Below are 21,534 nucleotides of genomic sequence, written 5' to 3' on the forward strand. Positions count from 1 at the left end.
CATGAATGCCTGCAAGTATAACAGCCCGCGTGCCGTTCTACTCGCGACGATGTTCAACTTCCTGACGTTGGAAGATGACTTCCATACGGGCACCGCCCAGCGGGCTGGTGGTGGCGATAACCTGACCGGCATATTGTTCCAGAATGTCGCGCACCACCGCCAAACCCAGGCCCTGGCCGGGACGCAACGTATCGGCGCGCTGCCCGCGTACAAAGATTAAATCCCGCTTACTTTCGGGAATGCCGGGACCATCGTCGTCGATATACAGATGCAGAGCTTTGTCTGTCTGGCGCGCGGTGACCTCAATAAACTCCAGGCAATATTTGCAGGCGTTATCCAGTACGTTGCCCAGCACTTCCATGAAATCGTTTTGATCACCGATAAAGGTCAGCTCAGGGGAGATATCGAGGGTGATTTCCACCCCTTTGCGTTGATAAACCTTGTTTAACGCCGAGCACAGGCTGTCGAGCAACGCGGAGACGGAATGGAGGTCGCGCTGCAACGGGTTATGGTCGGCCTGCATGGTGGCGCGATGCAGGTAATAACCAATTTGCTGCGAGATACGGCTGATTTGTTCCAGCATCACCGGTTCGGCTTGTTCCACCGTCAGCTCTTTGCCGCTGCGTAGTGAACGCAGCGTACTCTGCAACACCGCCAGTGGGGTTTTCAGGCTGTGGGTGAGATCGGACAGTGTGGTGCGATAGCGCGTATAACGCTGTCGTTCGTTGGAAAGCAGCAAATTCAGGTTGCGAACCAGGCTCTTCAGTTCCTGCGGAGGATTATCATCGAGGTTTTCACGCTGGCTGGTTTCCAGCTCGCGTACCTGAGAAGTGAGATCACCAATGGGCCGGAGGCTCCAGTGCGCGGCCAGCCACAGTAACGGGATCACCAGCAGCAGATTCGCGGCCAGCACATAGCTAAACCATGACCACACCACATCCGAATGTTGCAGTTCCTGCGGGATCGAATCGACTACCACAATCGTCAGCGCCGGTAAGTTGGTGGTGGCATCGTAGCGATTGACGGCAACCGAGTGGGTAAAGGTGTCGTTGCTGTCGGTATCCCAGGCGTGTAATTGCCTCTGCGCCACCGGGTTATTCCCCATCGCCGCCAGGCTGGTACGATTGCTGGTATCAATTTCGTAAAAATCTGGTTTGAGTAACCACTCGCGCTGAATTTTCTTGCGAATCTCCGGGACATCGCGCTGTTGCCACAGCAATTTGCCGTGTTCATCGTAGATAAACACCAGCGTCGGGAAATTCAGCGTCATGCGCTCAGGCTGAGCAATGGTGAGTTTGTTGTCCTGCCATTGGGCGAGGGTGAAGAACAGGTTGCTCTCGCCTCGCATCACGCGGTAGGTGTTCTTATCAAAACTCACCACATAACCCACCACGGCAACCATGCCGTAGGAGAGCGACAGAAACAACACAATGGCTGCCGTCGCCAGCAAAAAGCGGGCGCGCAGTGAGAAGGGACGCAGACGACGCAACCAGTTCATTTATCAGAGATCGAAGCGATAGCCCTGGCCGCGTACGGTGTTAATCACTTCCGTCGGATAGAGCGCGAGAATTTTTTTACGCAGACGCCCCATCAGCACATCAATGGTATGACTTTCACGCAGTTCGGCGTCGGGATAAAGCTGCAACATCAGCGAATCTTTGCTGACCACTTTACCGGCGTTGCGGATCAGGGTTTCCACGATGGTGTATTCAAACGCCGTCAGTTTGACCTGTTCTTCATTGATGGTCAGCTCGCGACGCGAGAGGTCAACCTGAAACGGGGGCATCGAGATAATCTGGGAAGCATGACCGCTGTTACGACGCATCAGCGCTTGCAAACGTGCTGCCACTTCTTCGATATGGAAAGGTTTGGTGACATAGTCGTCGGCACCGGCTTCCAGCGCCTCCACTTTTGCCTGCCAGCCTTCACGCGCGGTCAGCACCAGAATCGGTTGGCGAATGGCATCACCACGCCAGCGGCGGATCAGTGACATACCGTCTTCGCCCGGCAGGCCGAGATCGACCAGCGCAATATCCGGCACATGCTCCTGGAGAAAATAATCGGCTTCTTTCGCATCTTCTGCGGCATCCACCTGATGGCCCATTTCGCGCAATTGCACGGCGAGATGATGACGCAGCAGCGCATTATCTTCCACAACCAGAACACGCATAGCATTTCCTTACTTTCAACACATTGATGGAGAAAAGTATATGCCAGGTCAGCTAAACCGCAGATTAACGCAGGCGAGCCGCGGCGCGCCTGCGTGGGTGGCGATTACTTCAGGTCGTCAACCATCTGGACCGCACGGCCAAGGTAGTTTGCCGGCGTCATCTGTTTCAGACGCACTTTTTCTTCTTCCGGCAGTTCCAGGCTATCGATAAACGCCTGCATACCGGCCGCATCCACGCGTTTACCGCGCGTCAGCTCTTTCAGTTTCTCGTACGGCTTCTCGATGCCATAACGACGCATTACCGTCTGGATTGGCTCCGCCAGAACTTCCCAGTTGTGATCCAGCTCGTCAAGCAGACGATCGCGGTTCACTTCCAGCTTAGAGATGCCTTTCAGCGTCGCCTGGTAGGCAATCAGCGCATAACCCACGCCAACGCCCAGGTTACGCAGGACGGTGGAGTCGGTCAAATCACGCTGCCAGCGCGAAACTGGCAGTTTGCTGGCCAGATGTTGCATCACCGCATTCGCCAGGCCGAGGTTACCTTCGGAGTTTTCGAAGTCGATCGGGTTAACTTTATGCGGCATGGTCGAAGAACCAATCTCACCGGCAATAGTTTTCTGTTTGAAGTGGTTGAGCGCCACGTAGCCCCAGATATCGCGATCAAAGTCGATCAGAATGGTGTTGAAACGTGCGATGCAGTCGAACATTTCAGCAATGTAGTCGTGCGGCTCAATCTGCGTGGTGTAGGGGTTCCAGGTGATGCCCAGAGAGGTAACGAAGGCTTCGCTCAGCTGGTGCCAGTCCACTTCCGGATAGGCAGCGATGTGGGCGTTGTAGTTACCTACCGCACCATTGATTTTGCCCAGCACTTCGATGTTGCCCAGCTGACGCAGCTGACGCTCCATACGGTAAGCGACGTTCGCCATCTCTTTACCCATAGTGGACGGGGTGGCAGGCTGGCCGTGGGTACGCGACAGCAGCGGAATGTCGCGATATTCCTGCGCCAGGCCTTTCACTGCGGCAATGATTTTGCTCCAGTACGGCAGAATCACGTCACGGCGGGCGGTTTCCAGCATCAGCGCGTGCGACAGGTTGTTGATATCTTCGGAAGTACAGGCGAAGTGGATAAACTCAGATACCGCGTGCAGGGCAGGGACGTCGGCCACTTTCTCTTTTAGAAAGTATTCCACCGCTTTCACGTCGTGGTTGGTGGTGCGCTCGATGGTTTTGATGCGCGCTGCGTCAGTTTCATTGAAATTGGTGACGATAGCGTCAAGGAAAGCGTTTGCGTCAGCATCAAATGCAGGAACTTCCTTGATCTCTGCGGTCGCGGCCAGTTTCTGTAACCAGCGAACTTCAACCTCAACGCGGAATTTCAGCAAACCGTATTCGCTGAAAATCGCGCGCAGCGGGCTGACTTTATCGCCGTAACGACCATCGACAGGTGAGACGGCGGTCAGAGAGGATAATTCCATCAGTGCAACTCCTGAATCGTTTAACAAAGCGTAATGCCGGAAAGACGTTTAATACGCCGTTCCCAGCCGGGATAAAATGGTTTTTGCCTCACTCAGCAAACGCTGACGCGAGAACATCAGTTGCAGGCGGCCACCACCGACCTGCTGCCATAATACGGCAGAACGGATACCCGCCAGCAGCGCGGCGCGCACGCGGCCCTGAATCTGTGAGCTTTGCAGCACCTGTGGGGAGCCGGTCACCTGAATACGTGGGCCAAGCGGGCTAATCACATCGACATAAATCGCTGCCATCGCGCTGGTGATGGTGTCGGATTCCAGTTCATAGTGCGCCAGTTGGCGATCCAACTGGCTGATGCGCTGGGCCAGGATGTTCAATGCCTGTTTGTTCCCGTGCAGTTTGCGCTCCAGTACCATCAGGCTCAGGGTGTAACGCGTTAATTCTGCACCGGCACCCTGGCGGCTGCTGCTGTTCAGCACCGCCATTAGCGTCTCCAGCCCGAGCCGCAGGTTGGCCTCATCATTGCCATACACCGCCAGCGTTGAGCCGGGATTGAGATCAAGCAGGCTGCGCAGTGACACGCTCAGCGCGTCATTATTGCAGGTACCCTGATGCGCCAGCTGCTGCACCAGATGCGCAGCCTGGCAGACGCCCGCCAGTGCCAGCGTTATCTCATAATAGTTCTTAGCCACGGTTACTCCTGTATACGCGTCGGCAGCGCCGACCTTAGGCCGCTGTCCAGGGCAGACGCTGTTCAATAATGCCGCCACCCAGGCAAACGTCACCGAGGTAAAACACGGCAGACTGGCCCGGCGTGACAGCCGCAACCGGCTCATCAAAACGCACTTCAATACGGTCATCGCCGTGCGGGATAATTTCGCACGGGATATCGGTCTGGCGGTAACGGGTTTTCACCGTGCAACGCAGCGGCGCGGTAATCGGTTGACGATCCACCCAATGCAACTGCTGGGCAATCAGCCCCACGGACATCAAACGCGGATGATCACCACCCTGCGCCACAATCAGACGGTTACGGGCGACGTCTTTATCGACCACGTACCAGGGATCGTCATTGCTTTCTTTACGACCACCAATGCCCAATCCTTTGCGCTGGCCCAGGGTGTGGTACATCAGGCCCTGATGCTCACCGACGATTTCGCCGTCAACGGTTTCAATCTCGCCCGGTTGAGCCGGGAGATAGCGACCAAGGAAATCGCGGAATTTGCGTTCGCCAATAAAGCAGATGCCGGTGGAATCTTTTTTCTTCGCGGTGATCAGATCAAGCTGCTCGGCAATGCGACGCACTTCTGGTTTTTCCAGCTCACCCACCGGGAACAGGCTTTGCGCAACCTGCTCATGGCTCAGGGTGTACAGGAAGTAACTCTGATCTTTATTGCCGTCGAGGCCGCGCAGCAGGCGGCTTTGGCCGTCAACATCCTGACGACGCACATAGTGGCCGGTCGCGATAAAGTCAGCACCGAGATCTTCAGCGGCGAATTCGAGAAACGCTTTAAATTTGATCTCTTTGTTGCACAGAATATCGGGGTTCGGCGTACGGCCTGCTTTGTACTCTTCGAGGAAATGCTCAAAAACATTGTCCCAGTACTCGGCGGCAAAGTTAACTTTGTGCAATTTGATACCGAGTTTGTCACATACGGCCTGCGCATCAGCCAGGTCGTCAGCGGCAGTGCAATACTCCTCGCCGTCGTCTTCCTCCCAGTTCTTCATGAACAGGCCCTCGACCTGATAACCCTGCTGTTGCAGTAACCAGGCGGAAACGGAAGAATCGACGCCGCCGGACATACCGACGATCACTTTTTTCTGGCTGTTGTCAGACATGACGCACTCTTGATTACGATAAAAACAGGCGGCGTATTCTAGCACGCGGAAGCCGGGTGCGCACCCTCGTGAAACGGCCACTGGAACGGAGCAACCAGTTGCAGAGGATAGCGTGCCCCCTGTTGCCACAGCCGCACACTTTCCGCCACCAGCGGCGAACGCAGCTTATCGGCGCTGATAATCTGCTCTGGCGTCAGCCACCAGCAGCAATCGATGTCATCGTCATGTGGCGTAGTGGCGACCATTTCTGCCAGATCCAGGCCAAACAGGAACCGCACAAAAGGCGTATTATCCGGGGCGATCCACTGCTGCACACCGAGAAAATAGTCCGGCGTGGCGGTGATGCCGGTCTCTTCAAACAGCTCGCGTTGTACCGCTTCCAACAGGGTTTCATCCGCTTCCAGATGACCGGCGGGCTGATTCCAGGTAGCGCGGCCATTGACCTGTTCTTCCACCACCAGCAACTGACCTTGCGCCTGCACCAGACACGCCACCGTGACATGAGGTTTAAACATCGATCCTCCCGGATTGTTAACCTGAAGTTATTGAAAATTGTGCGCTGATATCACGCCATTCGCCTGGCGCCAGATTATCCAGCTGATGTTCCCCCAAGGCATAGCGAATCAGGCGCAGGGTAGGGAAACCTATGTGTGCCGTCATGCGTCGCACCTGACGGTTACGCCCTTCATATAAGGTGATCTTTAACCAACTGGTGGGGATAGCTTTGCGTTCGCGAATCGGCGGCTGGCGTGGCCACAGCCATTCCGGCTCGGCGACGCACTCGACACCGGCAGGCAGGGTGGGGCCATCATTCAGCGTCACGCCCGTGCGCAGGCGGGATAAATCTGATTCCTGCGGTTCGCCTTCCACCTGCACAAAATAGATTTTTCCGGTTCGCTTACCGGGCTGTGTTAACTGCGCCTGGAGTGCGCCATCATTGGTTAACACCATCAGCCCTTCGCTGTCGCGATCGAGGCGGCCTGCGGCGTAGACGTCGGTAACGGGCACGAAATCCTTGAGGGTGCGGCGTCCGGCCTCATCGCTAAATTGCGGTAAAACATCGAAAGGTTTGTTAAAGAGTATGACGCGTACCGGGCCTTTGGGCCGCGTATCACGGCGGACAGGCTTACGTGCCGGGCCGCTGAATCGTTTATCCTGGTGAATTCGTTGAGAAGTTTTTCGCATGGGCTTTGCAGTCGGTGACAATCAGCGCATTATAACGCGAAACTGCGGTGATTGGCGCGGCGGAAATATTCAAGTAGTATTGACGCGCATCTTACAAATCATTAACAAAAAATCGCTCGAAGGAGAGGTTAATGGAAAGCAAAGTAGTTGTTCCGGCGGAAGGTCAGAAAATCACCCTGGATCAGGGCAAACTGGTAGTACCTAATAACCCGATCATCCCCTACATTGAAGGTGACGGCATCGGTGTTGACGTTTCGCCTGTGATGCTGAAAGTGGTTGATGCCGCTGTGAAGAAAGCCTACAACGGCGAGCGAAAAATTTCCTGGATGGAAATTTACACCGGTGAGAAATCAGTAGAACTCTACGGCCAGGACGTCTGGCTGCCGCAGGAAACCCTCGATTTAATCAAAGAATATCGCGTTGCCATCAAAGGCCCGCTGACTACCCCGGTTGGTGGCGGTATTCGTTCTCTGAACGTTGCGCTGCGTCAGGAGCTGGACCTCTACGTATGTCTGCGTCCGGTACGCTATTACAAAGGCACCCCGAGCCCGGTAAAACGTCCTGAAGATACCGACATGGTGATCTTCCGTGAAAACTCCGAAGATATCTATGCCGGTATCGAGTGGAAAGCCGGTACGCCGGAAGCGGACAAAGTGATCAAGTTCCTGCGTGAAGAGATGGGCGTGAAGAAAATTCGCTTCCCGCAGCAGTGTGGCATCGGCGTGAAGCCGTGTTCAGAAGAAGGCACCAAACGTCTGGTGCGTGCCGCAGTGGAATACACCATCACTAACGATCGTGACTCCCTGACCCTGGTGCACAAAGGCAACATCATGAAGTTCACCGAAGGTTCTTTCAAAGACTGGGGCTATCAGCTGGTGAAAGAAGAGTTCGGCGGCGAACTGATCGATGGCGGTCCGTGGATGAAGTTCAAAAACCCGAACACCGGCAAAGAGATCATCGTGAAAGACGTCATCGCTGACGCCTTCCTGCAACAGATCCTGCTGCGTCCGGCAGAGTACGACGTGATCGCCTGTATGAACCTGAACGGTGACTACATCTCTGACGCCCTGGCGGCGCAGGTTGGCGGTATCGGTATCGCACCGGGTGCCAACATCGGTGACGAATGTGCGCTGTTCGAAGCGACCCACGGTACTGCACCGAAATATGCGGGTCAGGATAAAGTGAACCCAGGTTCCGTTATCCTCTCCGCTGAGATGATGCTGCGCCATCTGGAGTGGTTCGAAGCCGCAGACCTGATTGTTAAAGGCATGGAAGGCGCTATCGCCAACAAAACCGTGACCTATGACTTCGAACGTCTGATGGAAGGCGCTAAGCTGCTGAAATGTTCAGAGTTTGGTGACGCGATTATCGCGAATATGTAATCTGCCTTAGCGGGTAGAGTGCAAAACGGGAGCCAATGGCTCCCGTTTTTGTTGGTGCGGCATGCATTTGTGAAGAAACTAAAGGTCACTGAGGGAATGGTCATGATAAAACTCATGTTGGCAGAAGGTATTGTGGAAGGCTGTCTGTTGATGTTTGATGTAAAACTGGAAATGGACAACTTGCTTTAGAATTAGTATGCCACAACCCACTTAGTGGGCTGTTTGTCCCGACGATAAAGCATGCAGACTATGGGAATAATCTGTCCTTTGCCTCCAGAAAAACCGCAAGAAGCATGAGGAAGGAATAGCAAACCGTGCAAATTATTAATAAACCTTTGAAGACCGGTAACCAGGACATTAATTTGATAGTGTCATTATCCGGAAAGGGGTATACATCGCTGGCTTTCTCAACAAACAGTATGTTCTTCCTGTTCTTTAGTCGAAGGAAAAAGTAAGCCATAAGTGGTGCGCCAAAAAAACCTACCATGCAGCTAAATGAGTACGGAGCAGGAAACGTATATTTTCTTTGGAAGCGATTCAATAATTCGTAGTACTTGGGCCTGTTGATTGCATACCAGATGATTGAGGCGATAAAAGCCAGGCTGGCAACAATGATAATGGCGATTACAAAAATTTTCATTTGCTGTCAGATGTCCAGGTGTTTGTATATTGAATCCATAATCAAGTCAGCTGCGGAACTTCCAGCCAAACGTTGACCACTCATGAACGATCGAGCGGCTTGAAAGGTTTAATGCTCTGCGCATATCTTCGTAAGGCCGAAGTTTAAGATCATAACGGTTTAGAGACTTGAGAAGGGGTTTATTTACCAGTTCTTTCAGTTGGTTCAATAGCTGATTGCGCTCCACAAAAATTGCTGACTTATAAGGGTGCCTTGTGTGCGGAAGTGATTTTGGTAGCTGCCCTCGATTTTCTACAGGGTCTGTTCTATAGAGGAATAGTATTTTTCGCCTGCATCTCCTACAGTACCGAAAATCTTGTCTCCGGCATTTGTCAGGCCCGCGATAACTCCGTAATACTTCTGCATGAAACTGGCTTCTTCTGTGCTGACTCCGTTCAAAGCCTGGTTTATTTTTGTTTTGGCTTGCCTGAGTGCTGACAGTGCCTGCAAAGTCATTGGTGCTGGTGTATCAGGATCGGCAACAATCAATATCTGCCCGGGCTTTAACCAGGGTGTATCAGTATTCATTCTCATGAACATCTGAGCAGCTGGAGTGCGGGTATCTCTGAACAGTTCTCTGGCCTGATAATCAAGTGACCCAGGCCGCTCGACAATACAATAGCCCGGGGCCATATTACGTGCCATGCATCCATTCTCCGTCGGTTGTCGTATGTATGGCGGTGCCACGTTCAATGCCATACTCAAAAATTTCTAATTAATAGTAAATAATTCTCCTGCGTTAGGCAAAAACTGTTGTAGCCAGTTACAAGTGGTCACTTAGACATGCAGCTAAAACAGCGGAACCCTGCCAAATGGCGGGGTTATTTGCTATCGAGGTCCGCAATTTCGTTGTGAGTGTGATATATATGGTTCCAACACTCTTTAATGGCCGAAATAGTTCCTGAACGGGTGTTTTAGTTTTGAATTAAATAATTTCGTGGCTTAACTTTTTTGTGACCCATCATAGTTCATTATTGCATCGGCAATGATTGTCCCTTGGGAAACACCCTTCTCCCGGGCCAGTAACTCTATCTTCTCGATGGCAGTCAAAGAGAGTTTATAGGTTTTAGGTTTAAATCCACGCTTCTCATCGCTGCGTTTCTGAATGCTACTTGCTGATTGAATCATATTATAACCCTTATGAGGTGGCGCGAAATCAGGCGGTAATCATTATCAATTAGATTGGCTTAAATCATCATGGCGATGCCTATATAAACCATCCCAAGTGAGACCTAACTATAGCTTTCAAATTTAGAATTGGCTTGGCTTTAATGAGGTTTTGTTGATGAGATTTATTGCTGTTAAAAATCTATTTTTTCAATAATGTGCGTGATTGTTCTCTTAATCACAATTTCTAAAAACATCATTAATGTTGTAAGTGTTAAGGGCCAAAGGAAGAAGACTTAAGTTTTCTTCCGTAATTCATAAGCCCCTGTGGTTGACGAACCGAGAAATTAATTGCCGGTGCGCGTCGGGGTTTTCATTATCAGAGGGCGCATATGTGTGCTCTTGTTCATTTTTACCCTTTCAATAACTAAGCCAGTGTGAGTGATGTACATAAGCAACGCTGAGGTAACTATTCTTTGATACTACAGGCAGCACCGATCGTAACCACGGAGGTTAGAGGCCATGAAAATGTCAGCAACTGGCTGCTCCTGAGTCTGTCACTCAAACACACGATACTTTTGTTACAAAACGCCGTCACGGAATGCTGATCTTCAGGGTGCAGATGCGTTACCCTCTTGGCCCTCTTTGAGTTGTTGCGTAGGTATGCTGTTTTGAAACGTTGGGTTTTACTGATTTTTGCTTTTGTTTTATCAAGTTGCACCGGACACGGTTCAACGGAGACGGTACTGAAATCTAAACAGCCGTCAGGTCCCTTACTCAAGAACGATGATCCCTATGTGCCGCTGGAAAGCGCTGATTTGAGTAGGCTGCCGACCGAACTTGAGCCAGTTTCCCGAGAGATAATGACATTGAATCCCATGATCAAACTCTCAGCGAAAAGAAATCCGGCCGAGGCAAAAGTCATGACTCCCGCGGAGTTTCCGGTTTCACTCCTTTTCAGCTCAGTAGAAACAGACATTTCGAATTGCGAAAGGTACAGCCAGGGCAAAATACGTCTGCAATGCCGGAACCTTGCCTACACGGCTGTTCGTGATTTCGTGTCGATGATGCGCGACAGTCGAATAAACGCCTATCTCAAGCAGGCCGTGATAGATGACCTTAAAAGCGATCATTATCTGAACCTGTTTAACGCCTCCCGGTTAGCGTATGAAGTGGCGGAGAGCTGTAAGCAGAAGCACCAGGGCGGCTATGTGCGCCTTTACTGGCACGCCGTGCCGTGCAATGGTCAAGGCGATAAACTGTCTTTCATGGATGCCCGTCGCAAAAAGTTGATTAATTAATCCAGTCCCCATGTCATGGTGAGCCGCTGACAGAATGACCACACTTTTGAGTAAAGTGATAATTATTTAGCTAATAATAAGCATGGCAATAAAAGTTAAGTTTTTAGCGCGGATTTTTGAGATGATTCTTATGCCCCTTCAAGAGCTAAGCCATTGCGAGTGCCGGAGATAAGCGCCGGGTGGGGCATTACCTCTTCTCTGGCGAGGCGACAAATCGCGCCGCCACGATCCATCCGCAAAATTTTGAGCCAGTTAACATACACAGACAACATTTCGTGTCATCTCGCGTACAAACCGCTATCGTCAGCGCTCATCTAAAGGAGGGTACGATGCAGGGCGTGATGAAATTTGTTAAAGGCTGGCTGCTGTTTTCGCTGCTATGGGGCATTTTTATGTGGTTCGTCTCCTGGCAGAGTCAAGGCAAAGAACCTGGCATGGCGGTAGTCATGAGCCTGTATGCAGGCTTGATCTACCAGGCCTTGATAACCATGGTGGCGCGCTATAAGGCACGTAAATCACAGGCATAATTGTTCGCATCTGCTCAATGCTGCCCACGTAGCTTTGCGTGGCGCTGACATTAATTTGCATCGGTTCAGGCACGCTGGTCGCACTTTTGGATCATTGTGCAGGTGAGTTGATGATGAGGAAGATGCCGCTGGCCGCGTGGTTTTTTCTGCTGTTGTCGTTTGGGTCATGCGCGCAACCGTTACCAGGGCCGCCACATATGCATGCATACAGTGGCCGCCACCTTGATGCCGGCAACAGTGGCATAGCGGATGTGGCGGAAACGCCGGATGAACACATCCAGGAGCGGCGGGATGAGGTGGGGTACCACCAATAAAAAAGCTGCGGTAGACGCTACCGCAGCTTAGGTCATGATTAAGCGAGTTGCTGCTTAATTATTTGTGGTATTTCCACGCCTGAGTCCAGCTGATACCGACTTCTGGCTCATAATGCAGCTGAGACCATTGTCCTGTCTGGCTACACCAGCCTGCTACCACGCACTCAAACACTTTGCCTTTGTGGGTCACCACATCACCGGCTTTGTAGTTGTTGCCATAAGCCCAGGCTGGATAACCTGCGGAACCCGATAACGCCGGAACCGTAAAGTTTTCCATCAACTGACGCGTCTCTTTACCTGCGGTGACGTCCACCTTCAGATTCATCAGCTGAGGACTGCTGGTTTTTTCCACTGAGAAGGTGAAATAAGACAGTCCGTTGGTGCTTTCCTGAGTACCACCCATTGGCGACCATGAGTAATTGGGTTTGCTGGTTGGTGTCTGAGAAGATGCTACTGTACCTGTAATGAAGTATCTGTTGCCTTCGTCTTTGAATTGCAGACCTAACTTCATGCCATTGATAAATGCCTGATCGTTATTCTGCACTTCCTGAGTCACTTTCACCGCGTGTGTTTGAGTGGCAGAACGCGCACCTTTCACACTGCTGGCTGTCACCTCAGCAATATAATCTCCCGCAGCCAGACCCGCTTTGATCTGTCCGTTCTGATCGATACCATTGGCAACGACTTGTGCACCTTGCTTCAGCGTCCATGCATAAGTCACCTGATCAAAGTTAGCTTCGGCTTCCAGTTTAACCGGATTTGCTGAGGCCATAGTGTTCGAACCACTAATGGAAACGGCAGGTTTTACAACATTCACGGTGACAAAAGCTTCGCCAGATTTTTTGTCGCCATTGGTTGCGGTTACACGGAATTTCGCAGAGACATCAAACAGATTTTTCGGTACGACGATTTCAGCTGACGCTTTATCGTAAGACTTCAGATAAATATCGCTGTTGCCCTCAATGCGTTCCCATTTCCAGGTCACAGAATCCTGGTTGCTGCCAGCAATTACCGGGTAGCCAAAGCCATAGTCACTGGTGCCCACCACATTGATGCTGGTTTTATCCAGTGTAACGGTAGGTGCCTGGCTTTCCGGAGTTTCCGGTACTTCTGGGGTGCTTGAGTTGCAATAGTTCTGACCGTTGAAGTTGTACGCGACGGGACCGGACATGCTCTCGTCCACTTTGGTCGGTACGCCATTCTGTGAATCAATGACTTTGGTATCCACAACGCCGTTATAATCTTCGCTGAAGTTGTAGTAGCTGCCATTAGCCTGCTTGTTACATACTGCGGCGTTCATACTGTTCAGAATCAAACCATTGTCATTACTTGCCGCCCAGGCAAACATACCACCCAGTTTGTATTTCTTCACCAGGTCGCCTTTCGCAATCACGGAACGTTGGGAATCGAAGGTTTCAACCTGTGCGGTTGGGTTACCATTGACTTTAGCGATGGGTTTCCAGATATACGCGGCTTCAGCCTGTTTATCGTAGTAAACGTCCTGTTTCTTGCTGATGATGTTATCGTACAGCTCACGATAATCGGTCACGCCATGCTCATAGGAACCGTTGCTACCAAGCCCCTTACGACTCACTTCTTCACCGTTGGCGATACCATGCCAGAACAGTTTATCGTGTTCCTGTTTCACACTGACGCTATGCCAGCCACGGCTATAAGCCGCTGCACCCACCACCAGTTTCTCTGATGGGAAGTTCGGGTTGTTGTCCAGAATGGCTTTCACTGCGCCTTCGGTGCTGAATCCGCGCTGCGTTTGCTCTCCGGTCATATCGTTGCCCTGGCCATCAATGATGATGTTACCGGCTTCGTCTTTGACTTTATCCTGACCACCCTGCTGGTAATATGTCCCGGCGATCGGTTTGGCATAGACGGCAGCCTGGTGACCCGGGTTACGGGCGAAGGCACCGTACATGTCGTAGGTCATGATATTGATAAAATCAAAATCATCTTTCAGGCTGTTAAAGTCGATCGCAGCGAGTTTTGCCGGTGATGCACTGACGGCCGCACTTAACTGCTTACGCTGTGCACCGCTATATTTGGCATCCATCGCTTTACGCAGTTCTTTGACCAGCGCGGTATAGCGTTCTTTTTCTTTCTGATAACCATCGGTGGCCAGATTGCCCATCGCTGACGGTCCGGTAGAACCGACAAATTCCCAGTCAAGGTCAATACCATCCACGAACGGATTTTCGCTGAGGAAGTTCATCACTGAGTTAACGAAGATATCGCGACCTTCTTTGGTTTCCACCATCGCATGGAACGGCGCACTCATCGACCAGCCGCCGATGGAGACCATCACGTTCAGCTGCGGATTCGCTTTCTTCATTCTTTCCAGCGCTTTCAGGCCATAATAAGACGCTTGCGGATCGTAGCGGGTGACATTGAAATCGCCCTGCTGTTTAGCCGGGGTATCGTTGCCTTGCCAGCTGGTATCGCCGCTTTCTGTCGGCAGGTTGCCCTGGCCGCACATGCCTTTGAGGATTTTCTGTCCGCGTTCGTTACCTTCTGCTACCAGTCCGGTGTTGCCGGTGCTGGGCAGGGTGACATTGCCGGGTCGTTGTGCACCAAAGTCACACAGGCCAAGGAAGCTCCAGAAAATGTGTGTCAGGTTTTTGGCCGGAACTAAATCAGCCGAGAACGAGCGTTCCCAGTAGGCCCACTCGTCATAATACATCCCAACAATCTTGTTGCTGTTCAGTTGGAAAGGGACGTTCTTTTCCAGATTGGCGGCAAAACCATTTTCGTTCTCTTTGAGAATCATTTCATTGCTGTTACCCGATGACGGATAAATGTCACCTGGCTTCGCGTATTCAACTTTATAGACTTGATAGTTCTTCGGGCTATGCGGATGCAGCCCTTCCATATCATTACTCCAGGCTTTCCACTGGATTTTGGTTTTCAGTCGCTCACCACGATGGCGGCTGACTTCACCTGCGGAGCCATGAAGATCGGCACTGATTTTTCCGCTTTCTTCTGGTGTTACTTCAACTGCAAATACATTGCTGCCATAAATTGCAGATAGCGTCGCTATCGCAATAATTGATAACTTCTTCACTGAACATCTCCATTGTATAATTCGATGAAAATAATAAATAAAATGCTCAGGGAATAAGTTGAGAGGATTCTCTGTGAACAATAGAAATGAGGAGGGAATTAAAGAGAACTCAGGCAAAGTCGAATATTTTAAAACATAAACTTACATTCACTGAATTAAGTTTGCGCCTCCATGCGCAAATCAAACGCTTACTTGCGCCCCAGTAAGAAACCGATCACCACACCGACACTGGCGGCGATGGCTATTCCGGTCACCGGATTTTCGCGCACGCTTTTAATCACACAATCGGCAGCATCCTGGGCGACATAGCTGGCCTGCGCCGGGTAGCGCCGTGCTGCACCTTTGAACCGACGTCGGCGTGATCCAGTGACTTCACCCACTTTTTCTTCCACCGCACCCGCGGCTTCATTCAATTTTGCTTCCGCTTTTCCAGTCATAAATGACTCCCTGATAATAGTGAATTGCCATTTCAGCGTAGTCAGGGAATACGTGAGCAGCAACCGGGGTTTGCAGGATAACGAAATCCTGACCAGGCTTGGTTAAGGTATTTGACGTCAGGAGGGGCGATGAAACGTGACGTATTAAGTGAAGACGATTACGACGAAGTTTGCCGGGTAATTGGTGATGCGGTGATTGTGCTGGCGGAGTGCGGGCACGAAACCAAAAGGGAAGAGATCACCAGCCTGCTAAAGCGTACTCGCCAGCATCGCGCCCATGATGAACGCGATGAACAACGTATGCTGGAACATGCTATCCGGCTGGTAAAACCGTCCTGAGAGCCCGGGCGTCAGACCGACGCCCGGCTGTCTTTTATTCCAGTACGACGCCCTGAATCAGGCTGGCTTTAACGACAGTGACATCCTTAATGCCAAGGGCGCGCATATAGCCTTCCACCAACAGCAAATTGCTGACATCGGTAGCGCGGTAATCGCCCGTGAGTTCGCTGTCACCTTTCCATACCTGCTGTTTTGCTACCTGTTCCAGAGTCGCCAGGTCATAGCGATTATCTTTGATTTTCAGTTGATTCTTAATCGAGAAACCGTGTACGCCGCCGATCCCGATCACCCGGCGCGTAGCGAGATCTTGTTTAATCTGCGGCGGGACATCGTTGTGGGCGTAAAACTCGACAAAGCGCAGTACGGAAGGGCGCCAGGAGCCAATTGGATTGGGAGAGGTGGCAGATGGCTGGTTTTTTAATACATCGACGATAAAGTTCTTCAGCGTGACCGAGGCGAGTTTACCTTGATAAACGTCGGAAACCGTCTTACCTGACTGGTCACGCCAGGCAGTCATCTGCATCGAGCCGCCGCCGATGTCCCATACCAGCAGGTCGTTATCGCGTAATGTCGGGTCATGCAGTGCCGCTTTAGCAGAACGGAACCCCAGTTCGGCTTCCTGCTGCTGGCTGATGATTTTGAGTTGTACACCCGCTTGCTGATTAAAACGGTCAATCACCGCCTGGCCGTTACTGGCAGAACGGAACACCGCAGTGGCGACACCGCTGATACGCTGCGGGTGATAGCGCCGAGCCTGGGTGACTAACTGCTGCAAGGCAGTCAATCCCTGTTGTTGGATCGCTTCATCCAGTTGATTGTTGCCGGAACGTGCCAGCGCATCGTTGTAACCCACCGGGCGCTGATCTTCAAACAGCACTTTGCCCAATTGATGCTGGCAGATATTCACTTCAGTCACGGCAATTTTGGTGGTACCGGATCCCATATCGATTCCGGCGCGGGTTTGCCAGCAGTTATCAGCAAAGGCCAGTGAAGGCAGAAATACGGCAAAAAACAGCACTACAACGCGTACCACAAGTCGCATAGCGGCTCCTGTCAGAGGAAAATAATGAAAGGGAAAATTAACGTGTACCGCGATAAGCCGGATACCAGCTCACGAGGAAATGACGCAGATGATCAAAACACCATTCGGCATCTTCCGCCTGCTGGCAGTAGTAGCGTAGGGTGACTTTTTCATAGTGCAAATGGCGTTGATGCAGGGGTGACCAGCTCCAGTCAAGCACTGCGCGCGCATAATTAACCAATGCGCCACCGGCCATATTGTGTTGCTTCTCCTGGCGGGAGAGATAGATTTCAAAGGCCTGATCGAGAGCGAGAGCCTCGTCCTTGCTGCTGGCCGAGTAGAGGGGGCGGAAAGCCACATCAATAAAACCGCACACCCCATCGTCACGCTGCTGCCAGTCACAGGCCAGCGTCATAAACAGGCCGTCCTGTAAATTCACTTCTTCCAGCAAACGCCGGAGATTGGCGGAGTGCTGACACACCGCAATCTCTTCAATGCGGTCAGTCTCCAGGGTGAGATCAATGCCGCAGGGGTTGACTGAACCATCCGCATTGGCGGTCGCGGGGAAGGGAAATTCGATATAGCCGTTATTATCCAGACTCTTTTCCATGACCCAGTCTCTCAGCTTGACGATTTCTGACAATAAACACGGCTTACGGGCATGTCCAGGTGATCATGGTGTTTTGATACGGATTAATCAGGCGGAACTGTTTATCCGACAAACGCTGGGCGTAATAGCCCTCGCGGGTCACCGCCGAAGGGACGTACTGAAAGCGATCGTTTGAGTGGAGGGGGCCACTTTTTACCATGACGCCATCTTTGCTGACGGAGAAGGCGCTAACCAGGTCGAAAATACGTGCTTCGGTGTTGCCCATCGCCTGACCATAAATGGTAGCGACTTGTCCGGGACAATCTACCCCTTTTGGGGCAGAACTACAGCCTGCCAGTAACAATAAGGTGAGTACAACGGTAATTCGCAACATGGTCCTGTTCCTGGTTCGATCCCTGGTTTGCCGTGGCACGAAAACTCTCTTGAATGACCACGATATGCTGATCATAGCAGGTCTGGCGCCGCTTCCCATTTGCTATTTGCGTAATCGTTAAGCGATGAGAATGTTAAGGGGGTGACTTTGCTAGCAGATAAACGTTATTCTTGCCACTCTTGCGCGATGGACCAGCCTAACCGGGGGGAATGAATGAGAGAAGAACAAGCCAGTCTAATGATTCTTCAGCATGCGATTGATAAGCTTGAAGCTGAACAAAAGCAGCAGGTGATGAACTGTGTCGCGGCAATTCGCGCAACCATGCAACAATTTAATCCTGATGATGCCGGTCTGGCGTTGATGTTAGTGGCGGCTGAAGTGGCCGCCGAAGAGTAGTCCTTAGCGATTCATTTCTCCTGACAACCAGCGGTGGATAATGCGTACGATGTATTGCTGCTGGTCTGTCGATAGCGGCTGATGTGCCGCAATACCATGCCATTTTGCCAAACACCCTCGACAGCAGGTTGCGGTCGCGTGTTGGGCGATAAACACCGGATGACCTCGCATTGGCGTCTGTTTCCCGTCGTTTTGTGGCTCAGCATCCGCCAGGCGACGCGCAATAAAATCCGCCGCATGCTGGCCGATTATCTCCGGCCCTTTATCCAGGCAATACTGCCGCTCCTTTGGCCCCAGGTGAAAGCGACTGCGAAAGGTCGATTGTGCCAGGCGAGCAAAGAGCGCGTTTTCATCTCTCATAACGTCCTCCTGGCGCGATCATAGCGCATTAGTCCTTATCCTGGTTCAGTTTCCTGTTACCTGTGCTAAACCTGACCCTGAGTCCAAAAGGAGGATGAGATGAAAAAAACACTGTTTCTGATTGGTACTTTTAGTCTGGGCCTGCTGCTGGCCGGTTGCGCATCTGACCATGTGATGCACACCAATGATGGTCAAACCATTGTCACCGAGGGTAAACCGGTGGTTGATAAAGATACTGGCATGATTACTTACAAAGATATCTACGGTAAGGAGCAGCAGATAAATCAAAGCCAGATCAAAGACATGTCTTCAGTCGATAATTGATTTTTCCTCGCCAGAACCTTGCGGCCCGCCTTTAGCGGGCCATCCTGCGCCGCACGCTTTTATTTTGTGATACCCTCTGCAAAACCCTAATGAAATCATTACCTAACCTCAGCGGAGAATCCAATGAAGGCGATAGCTATTGTCGCAGGTTTGCTGGCGTGCCAGATTGCGCCCGCCTGGAGTGAAAGCGAATTCCAGATCGCCTGCCCGGGCCGCCCAACCATGACCGTCTCGCGCGCCGAGTATGGCCTCAGCATGCTAATGTGGCCGACACACCATTTCCAGATTGCTGCGGGTCAGCAACGTACCCATTTGCAGGACGGTGATCCGGTGGCGATTACCCGTTTCCGTAATGGTGACCAGTTAATGGTGAATAAAAACAATGGTGATACCTTTTTCGTTTATGCTGACAGCGATAAGCTGGTGCCCTGCAATCGCACGGAAAAGCGCGATATTGATATCCTCTCGCTGGAGCGTTACGACGATAACCAGCATCCGCCTTCATAACATTGCTGCCACAAGGAGTCGACTATGCAACTTAAGGTCACGGAAAGCGTCACTCATCAGGATCTCGATGAGGTTCGCCTCGGGCTGAATGCGTTTAACAGCCGCTTTATCAATGTCGATGAAATCAAATCGATTGGCGTGTTTGTTACCGATACCGACGGGAAAAAACTGGCGGGACTGACCGGATCCACCAGTGGCAACTGGTTGCGTATTGATATGCTATGGGTCAGTGACGCGCTGCGCGGGCAGGGAGTGGGCAGCAAACTGATAGGCGCTGCGGAAGAAGAGGCGCGCGCGCGCGGCTGCTGTTATGCTCAGGTGGATACGGCCAGCTTCCAGGCACGACCCTTCTACGAAAAGCTCGGTTACACCTTACGCTTTAGCCTGGATAACTATCCACGGCATCATCAGCGCCACTATCTCAGCAAAACCCTCTGATTAACCAGGCGGCCGCTGGCGTAAATCCAGCGGTGCCTGTTCTGCTTCGTCGATCGCCGCTAACCAACTTTTCAGCGTCATTTTCTGCCATGACAGATGGCCGCGGGTGGTGCTCATCAGCACCACATCCGGGCGTAATGAACGGTAGAGATCGAGTGATTGTAATAATTCAGCCGGATTGCTTTCCGGTACCAGAACGCTAATCCAGCGATTATGTTCGCGCGTCAGCGTATCGCCAACAAACAGATAGGTGCGACCCAGCGGCGAATGATAAAGGTAGCTGCTGCTGCCTGGGGTATGTCCTGGGGTAGGAAGCAGATGGAAATCACCAAAGTGGACCTCCTGCTGGCTGAAGGTATCATCCGGCTCAATGATCAGGCTGACCGGACCGAGCGCCCGGTTGTGGCAATATAACGCGCTGTTAAAGCGCTGCTGAATCATCAGCGCGCCGGGAGCAGCCTCATGCCAGTGGGTAAGATAATGACGAATCACGCCACCCACATCGGCCAGCACCTCATGATCGAGCTGGTTTTCGACCCGACCAATCAACAGGTTGCCGCGCGGATGGCGCAACATAAACCCATGCATCATCAGGTCACTTTCCGCATTGTCTGCGGGAAATTCGGGTGTGGAGATCCACAAGTCCTCGTAAAGCGGCTTCAATGTCGGTCTCCTGCGGCAATGCCGTTAGCGCAATGTCGGGTGGCCGGTAAAGGCGAACTGGGCTTCTCCGTGCTGAATCTGCAAACTGGTGCTAGCGCCGAGGGGAAGCGTAACGGTGTCAGCGCCGTGACCAAAGGCCAAATCGCTGATCACCGGCAGTTGATACTCATCCCGCACGCGTTGCCAGACGCTCTCGAAATTGAAACCATTGTCGTAATCCGACAGGGTGGTACTGGTGAAGCTGCCGGTCACGATGGCTTTTTGCCGTGCCAGAATGCCGCTTTGATGCAGCTGAATCAGCATGCGTTCAATGCGGAACGGATGTTCGTTAACATCCTCGATCACCAGAATGCCGTCTTCAATCTGTGGCAGCCAGGGGGTGCCAATCAGCGAACAGATCATTGCCAGATTACCGCCCCACAAGGTGCCCTGCCAGCGGCCTTCATCCGGGCTGCTGCTGCGCCAGTGTAACTTGACTGTAGGTGAAGTCAGCGCTTGCCAAAAGTGCGAAACGGTAAAATCAGATAATGTCTCTGCGCCGAAATTACCAGCCAGCATCGGCCCACTGAAGGTGATCAACCCGGTTTGCGTCAGCAGTGCCAGTTGCAGCGCGGTAAAGTCACTGTGGCCGCACAAGGCGACCGGCTGATTCAGCAACTGGCGCTGTAGACCCACATAATCGACATTATCCAGCAAACGCGATGCGCCATAGCCGCCACGTACCGCCAGCACGATGTCCGGCAAGGTGCTGAGTGAGGCCAGTTGATTGACGTCATCCAGCCGCTGCTGATCGCTTCCGGCAAAACGCTGAAAGCGACGGGCGATGGCGATTTGATTGTCGATATGGTGGCCTTCTGCCTGTAAACGTGTCACGGCGCGTTGGGCAGCATCCTGATTGTGGCAATAACCGGAAGGGGCGATCAGACGTATCGAACGGGGGGCAACCATATTCTCATCCTGTGTGGGTTGGCTTGCCGATGATGACGAAATGCGTTACGGAAGTCACGACCTGGCAA

General features: G+C 52.0%; 25 protein-coding genes and 1 pseudogene. 9 read left to right on the forward strand and 17 right to left on the reverse strand.

The window, feature by feature from the left end; genetic code table 11:
* Nucleotides 1-37 precede the first annotated feature (37 nt).
* The 7 genes from phoQ to rluE form a co-directional block, all read right to left on the reverse strand.
* Nucleotides 38-1,498: a two-component system sensor histidine kinase PhoQ gene (gene phoQ / locus CTZ24_RS08080; RefSeq protein ID WP_021185637.1), complete on the reverse strand. Its 1,461-nt coding sequence runs from the start codon at nt 1,496-1,498 to the stop codon at nt 38-40.
* 3 nt (nt 1,499-1,501) lie between these two features.
* Nucleotides 1,502-2,170: a two-component system response regulator PhoP gene (gene phoP, locus CTZ24_RS08085; protein WP_021185638.1), complete on the reverse strand. Its 669-nt coding sequence runs from the start codon at nt 2,168-2,170 to the stop codon at nt 1,502-1,504.
* Between the two features lie 104 nt (nt 2,171-2,274).
* Nucleotides 2,275-3,645: an adenylosuccinate lyase gene (gene purB, locus CTZ24_RS08090; protein ID WP_208725261.1), complete on the reverse strand. Its 1,371-nt coding sequence runs from the start codon at nt 3,643-3,645 to the stop codon at nt 2,275-2,277.
* A gap of 48 nt (nt 3,646-3,693) precedes the next feature.
* Nucleotides 3,694-4,335 (reverse strand): high frequency lysogenization protein HflD, encoded by a 642-nt coding sequence (gene hflD, locus CTZ24_RS08095; RefSeq protein ID WP_208725262.1) that lies wholly within the window; start codon nt 4,333-4,335, stop codon nt 3,694-3,696.
* Nucleotides 4,336-4,369: 34 nt separating this feature from the next.
* Nucleotides 4,370-5,482: a tRNA 2-thiouridine(34) synthase MnmA gene (gene mnmA, locus CTZ24_RS08100; RefSeq protein ID WP_208725263.1), complete on the reverse strand. Its 1,113-nt coding sequence runs from the start codon at nt 5,480-5,482 to the stop codon at nt 4,370-4,372.
* Between the two features lie 38 nt (nt 5,483-5,520).
* A complete protein-coding gene (locus tag CTZ24_RS08105) occupies nt 5,521-5,997 on the reverse strand; it encodes an NUDIX domain-containing protein (RefSeq protein ID WP_021185641.1) in 477 nt (158 codons plus the stop codon).
* 16 nt (nt 5,998-6,013) lie between these two features.
* Nucleotides 6,014-6,667 (reverse strand): 23S rRNA pseudouridine(2457) synthase RluE, encoded by a 654-nt coding sequence (gene rluE / locus CTZ24_RS08110; RefSeq protein ID WP_208725264.1) that lies wholly within the window; start codon nt 6,665-6,667, stop codon nt 6,014-6,016.
* Nucleotides 6,668-6,798: 131 nt separating this feature from the next.
* Here rluE and icd point away from each other — a divergent pair, with 131 nt between their 5' ends.
* Nucleotides 6,799-8,049, forward strand: coding sequence for an NADP-dependent isocitrate dehydrogenase (gene icd / locus CTZ24_RS08115; protein WP_013508701.1), 1,251 nt, complete (start codon nt 6,799-6,801; stop codon nt 8,047-8,049).
* Nucleotides 8,050-8,753: 704 nt separating this feature from the next.
* Here icd and CTZ24_RS08120 read toward each other — a convergent pair.
* Nucleotides 8,754-9,373, reverse strand: a pseudogene (locus tag CTZ24_RS08120) (hypothetical protein); the annotation flags it as partial.
* A 297-nt stretch (nt 9,374-9,670) separates the two neighbouring features.
* Complete coding sequence (locus CTZ24_RS08125) at nt 9,671-9,856, reverse strand: ribbon-helix-helix protein, CopG family (protein WP_208725265.1); 186 nt, start codon at nt 9,854-9,856, stop codon at nt 9,671-9,673.
* Between the two features lie 650 nt (nt 9,857-10,506).
* On the opposite strand from CTZ24_RS08125, the gene CTZ24_RS08130 reads away from it, so the two are divergent.
* From CTZ24_RS08130 to CTZ24_RS08140, 3 genes are all read left to right on the forward strand, one after another.
* A complete protein-coding gene (locus tag CTZ24_RS08130) occupies nt 10,507-11,136 on the forward strand; it encodes a hypothetical protein (protein ID WP_208725266.1) in 630 nt (209 codons plus the stop codon).
* A 329-nt stretch (nt 11,137-11,465) separates the two neighbouring features.
* Nucleotides 11,466-11,663, forward strand: a complete 198-nt coding sequence (locus CTZ24_RS08135) for a DUF6404 family protein (protein WP_021185645.1) — start codon at nt 11,466-11,468, stop codon at nt 11,661-11,663.
* Nucleotides 11,664-11,701: 38 nt separating this feature from the next.
* Nucleotides 11,702-11,977: a hypothetical protein gene (locus CTZ24_RS08140; RefSeq protein ID WP_235056625.1), complete on the forward strand. Its 276-nt coding sequence runs from the start codon at nt 11,702-11,704 to the stop codon at nt 11,975-11,977.
* A gap of 58 nt (nt 11,978-12,035) precedes the next feature.
* On the opposite strand, the gene CTZ24_RS08145 is transcribed toward CTZ24_RS08140, so the two are convergent.
* Nucleotides 12,036-15,050: a glycoside hydrolase family 18 protein gene (locus CTZ24_RS08145; protein ID WP_208725267.1), complete on the reverse strand. Its 3,015-nt coding sequence runs from the start codon at nt 15,048-15,050 to the stop codon at nt 12,036-12,038.
* 188 nt (nt 15,051-15,238) lie between these two features.
* Nucleotides 15,239-15,487, reverse strand: coding sequence for an ElaB/YgaM/YqjD family protein (locus CTZ24_RS08150; RefSeq protein WP_208725268.1), 249 nt, complete (start codon nt 15,485-15,487; stop codon nt 15,239-15,241).
* 129 nt (nt 15,488-15,616) lie between these two features.
* Between CTZ24_RS08150 and CTZ24_RS08155 the strand changes: the two genes are divergently transcribed.
* The gene (locus CTZ24_RS08155; protein WP_021185649.1) at nt 15,617-15,826 is read left to right on the forward strand and encodes a DUF2767 family protein; all 210 of its coding nucleotides are present in this window, start codon (nt 15,617-15,619) and stop codon (nt 15,824-15,826) included.
* Between the two features lie 34 nt (nt 15,827-15,860).
* On the opposite strand, the gene CTZ24_RS08160 is transcribed toward CTZ24_RS08155, so the two are convergent.
* From CTZ24_RS08160 to CTZ24_RS08170, 3 genes are read right to left on the reverse strand one after another with little or no spacing between them, the layout of a single operon-like run.
* Nucleotides 15,861-16,868 (reverse strand): Ppx/GppA phosphatase family protein, encoded by a 1,008-nt coding sequence (locus CTZ24_RS08160; protein ID WP_021185650.1) that lies wholly within the window; start codon nt 16,866-16,868, stop codon nt 15,861-15,863.
* A 37-nt stretch (nt 16,869-16,905) separates the two neighbouring features.
* The gene (locus CTZ24_RS08165; protein WP_021185651.1) at nt 16,906-17,457 is read right to left on the reverse strand and encodes a hypothetical protein; all 552 of its coding nucleotides are present in this window, start codon (nt 17,455-17,457) and stop codon (nt 16,906-16,908) included.
* A 43-nt stretch (nt 17,458-17,500) separates the two neighbouring features.
* Nucleotides 17,501-17,830, reverse strand: a complete 330-nt coding sequence (locus CTZ24_RS08170; protein ID WP_208725269.1) for a hypothetical protein — start codon at nt 17,828-17,830, stop codon at nt 17,501-17,503.
* Nucleotides 17,831-18,043: 213 nt separating this feature from the next.
* Here CTZ24_RS08170 and CTZ24_RS08175 point away from each other — a divergent pair, with 213 nt between their 5' ends.
* Nucleotides 18,044-18,226, forward strand: coding sequence for a hypothetical protein (locus CTZ24_RS08175; RefSeq protein ID WP_036627398.1), 183 nt, complete (start codon nt 18,044-18,046; stop codon nt 18,224-18,226).
* A gap of 3 nt (nt 18,227-18,229) precedes the next feature.
* Here the strand turns inward: CTZ24_RS08175 and CTZ24_RS08180 are convergent, their stop codons facing one another.
* Complete coding sequence (locus CTZ24_RS08180; protein WP_208725270.1) at nt 18,230-18,586, reverse strand: DUF4186 domain-containing protein; 357 nt, start codon at nt 18,584-18,586, stop codon at nt 18,230-18,232.
* 99 nt (nt 18,587-18,685) lie between these two features.
* Here CTZ24_RS08180 and CTZ24_RS08185 point away from each other — a divergent pair, with 99 nt between their 5' ends.
* From CTZ24_RS08185 to CTZ24_RS08195, 3 genes are all read left to right on the forward strand, one after another.
* The gene (locus CTZ24_RS08185) at nt 18,686-18,910 is read left to right on the forward strand and encodes a YgdI/YgdR family lipoprotein (RefSeq protein ID WP_013508714.1); all 225 of its coding nucleotides are present in this window, start codon (nt 18,686-18,688) and stop codon (nt 18,908-18,910) included.
* A gap of 123 nt (nt 18,911-19,033) precedes the next feature.
* Nucleotides 19,034-19,417: a hypothetical protein gene (locus CTZ24_RS08190; RefSeq protein WP_021185655.1), complete on the forward strand. Its 384-nt coding sequence runs from the start codon at nt 19,034-19,036 to the stop codon at nt 19,415-19,417.
* A 24-nt stretch (nt 19,418-19,441) separates the two neighbouring features.
* Entirely contained in the window at nt 19,442-19,855 is a 414-nt protein-coding gene (locus CTZ24_RS08195; RefSeq protein ID WP_021185656.1) for a GNAT family N-acetyltransferase, read from the forward strand.
* On the opposite strand, the gene CTZ24_RS08200 is transcribed toward CTZ24_RS08195, so the two are convergent.
* Together CTZ24_RS08200 and ldcA are read right to left on the reverse strand one after the other, a co-directional pair.
* Entirely contained in the window at nt 19,856-20,518 is a 663-nt protein-coding gene (locus CTZ24_RS08200; protein ID WP_021185657.1) for an MBL fold metallo-hydrolase, read from the reverse strand. It abuts the gene before it with no gap.
* A 24-nt stretch (nt 20,519-20,542) separates the two neighbouring features.
* Nucleotides 20,543-21,466, reverse strand: coding sequence for a muramoyltetrapeptide carboxypeptidase (gene ldcA / locus CTZ24_RS08205; protein WP_208725271.1), 924 nt, complete (start codon nt 21,464-21,466; stop codon nt 20,543-20,545).
* Between the last annotated feature and the right edge of the window lie 68 nt (nt 21,467-21,534).

The sequence above is a fragment of the Pantoea phytobeneficialis genome (genome assembly GCF_009728735.1).
In the GTDB taxonomy this organism is placed as follows: domain Bacteria; phylum Pseudomonadota; class Gammaproteobacteria; order Enterobacterales; family Enterobacteriaceae; genus Pantoea; species Pantoea phytobeneficialis.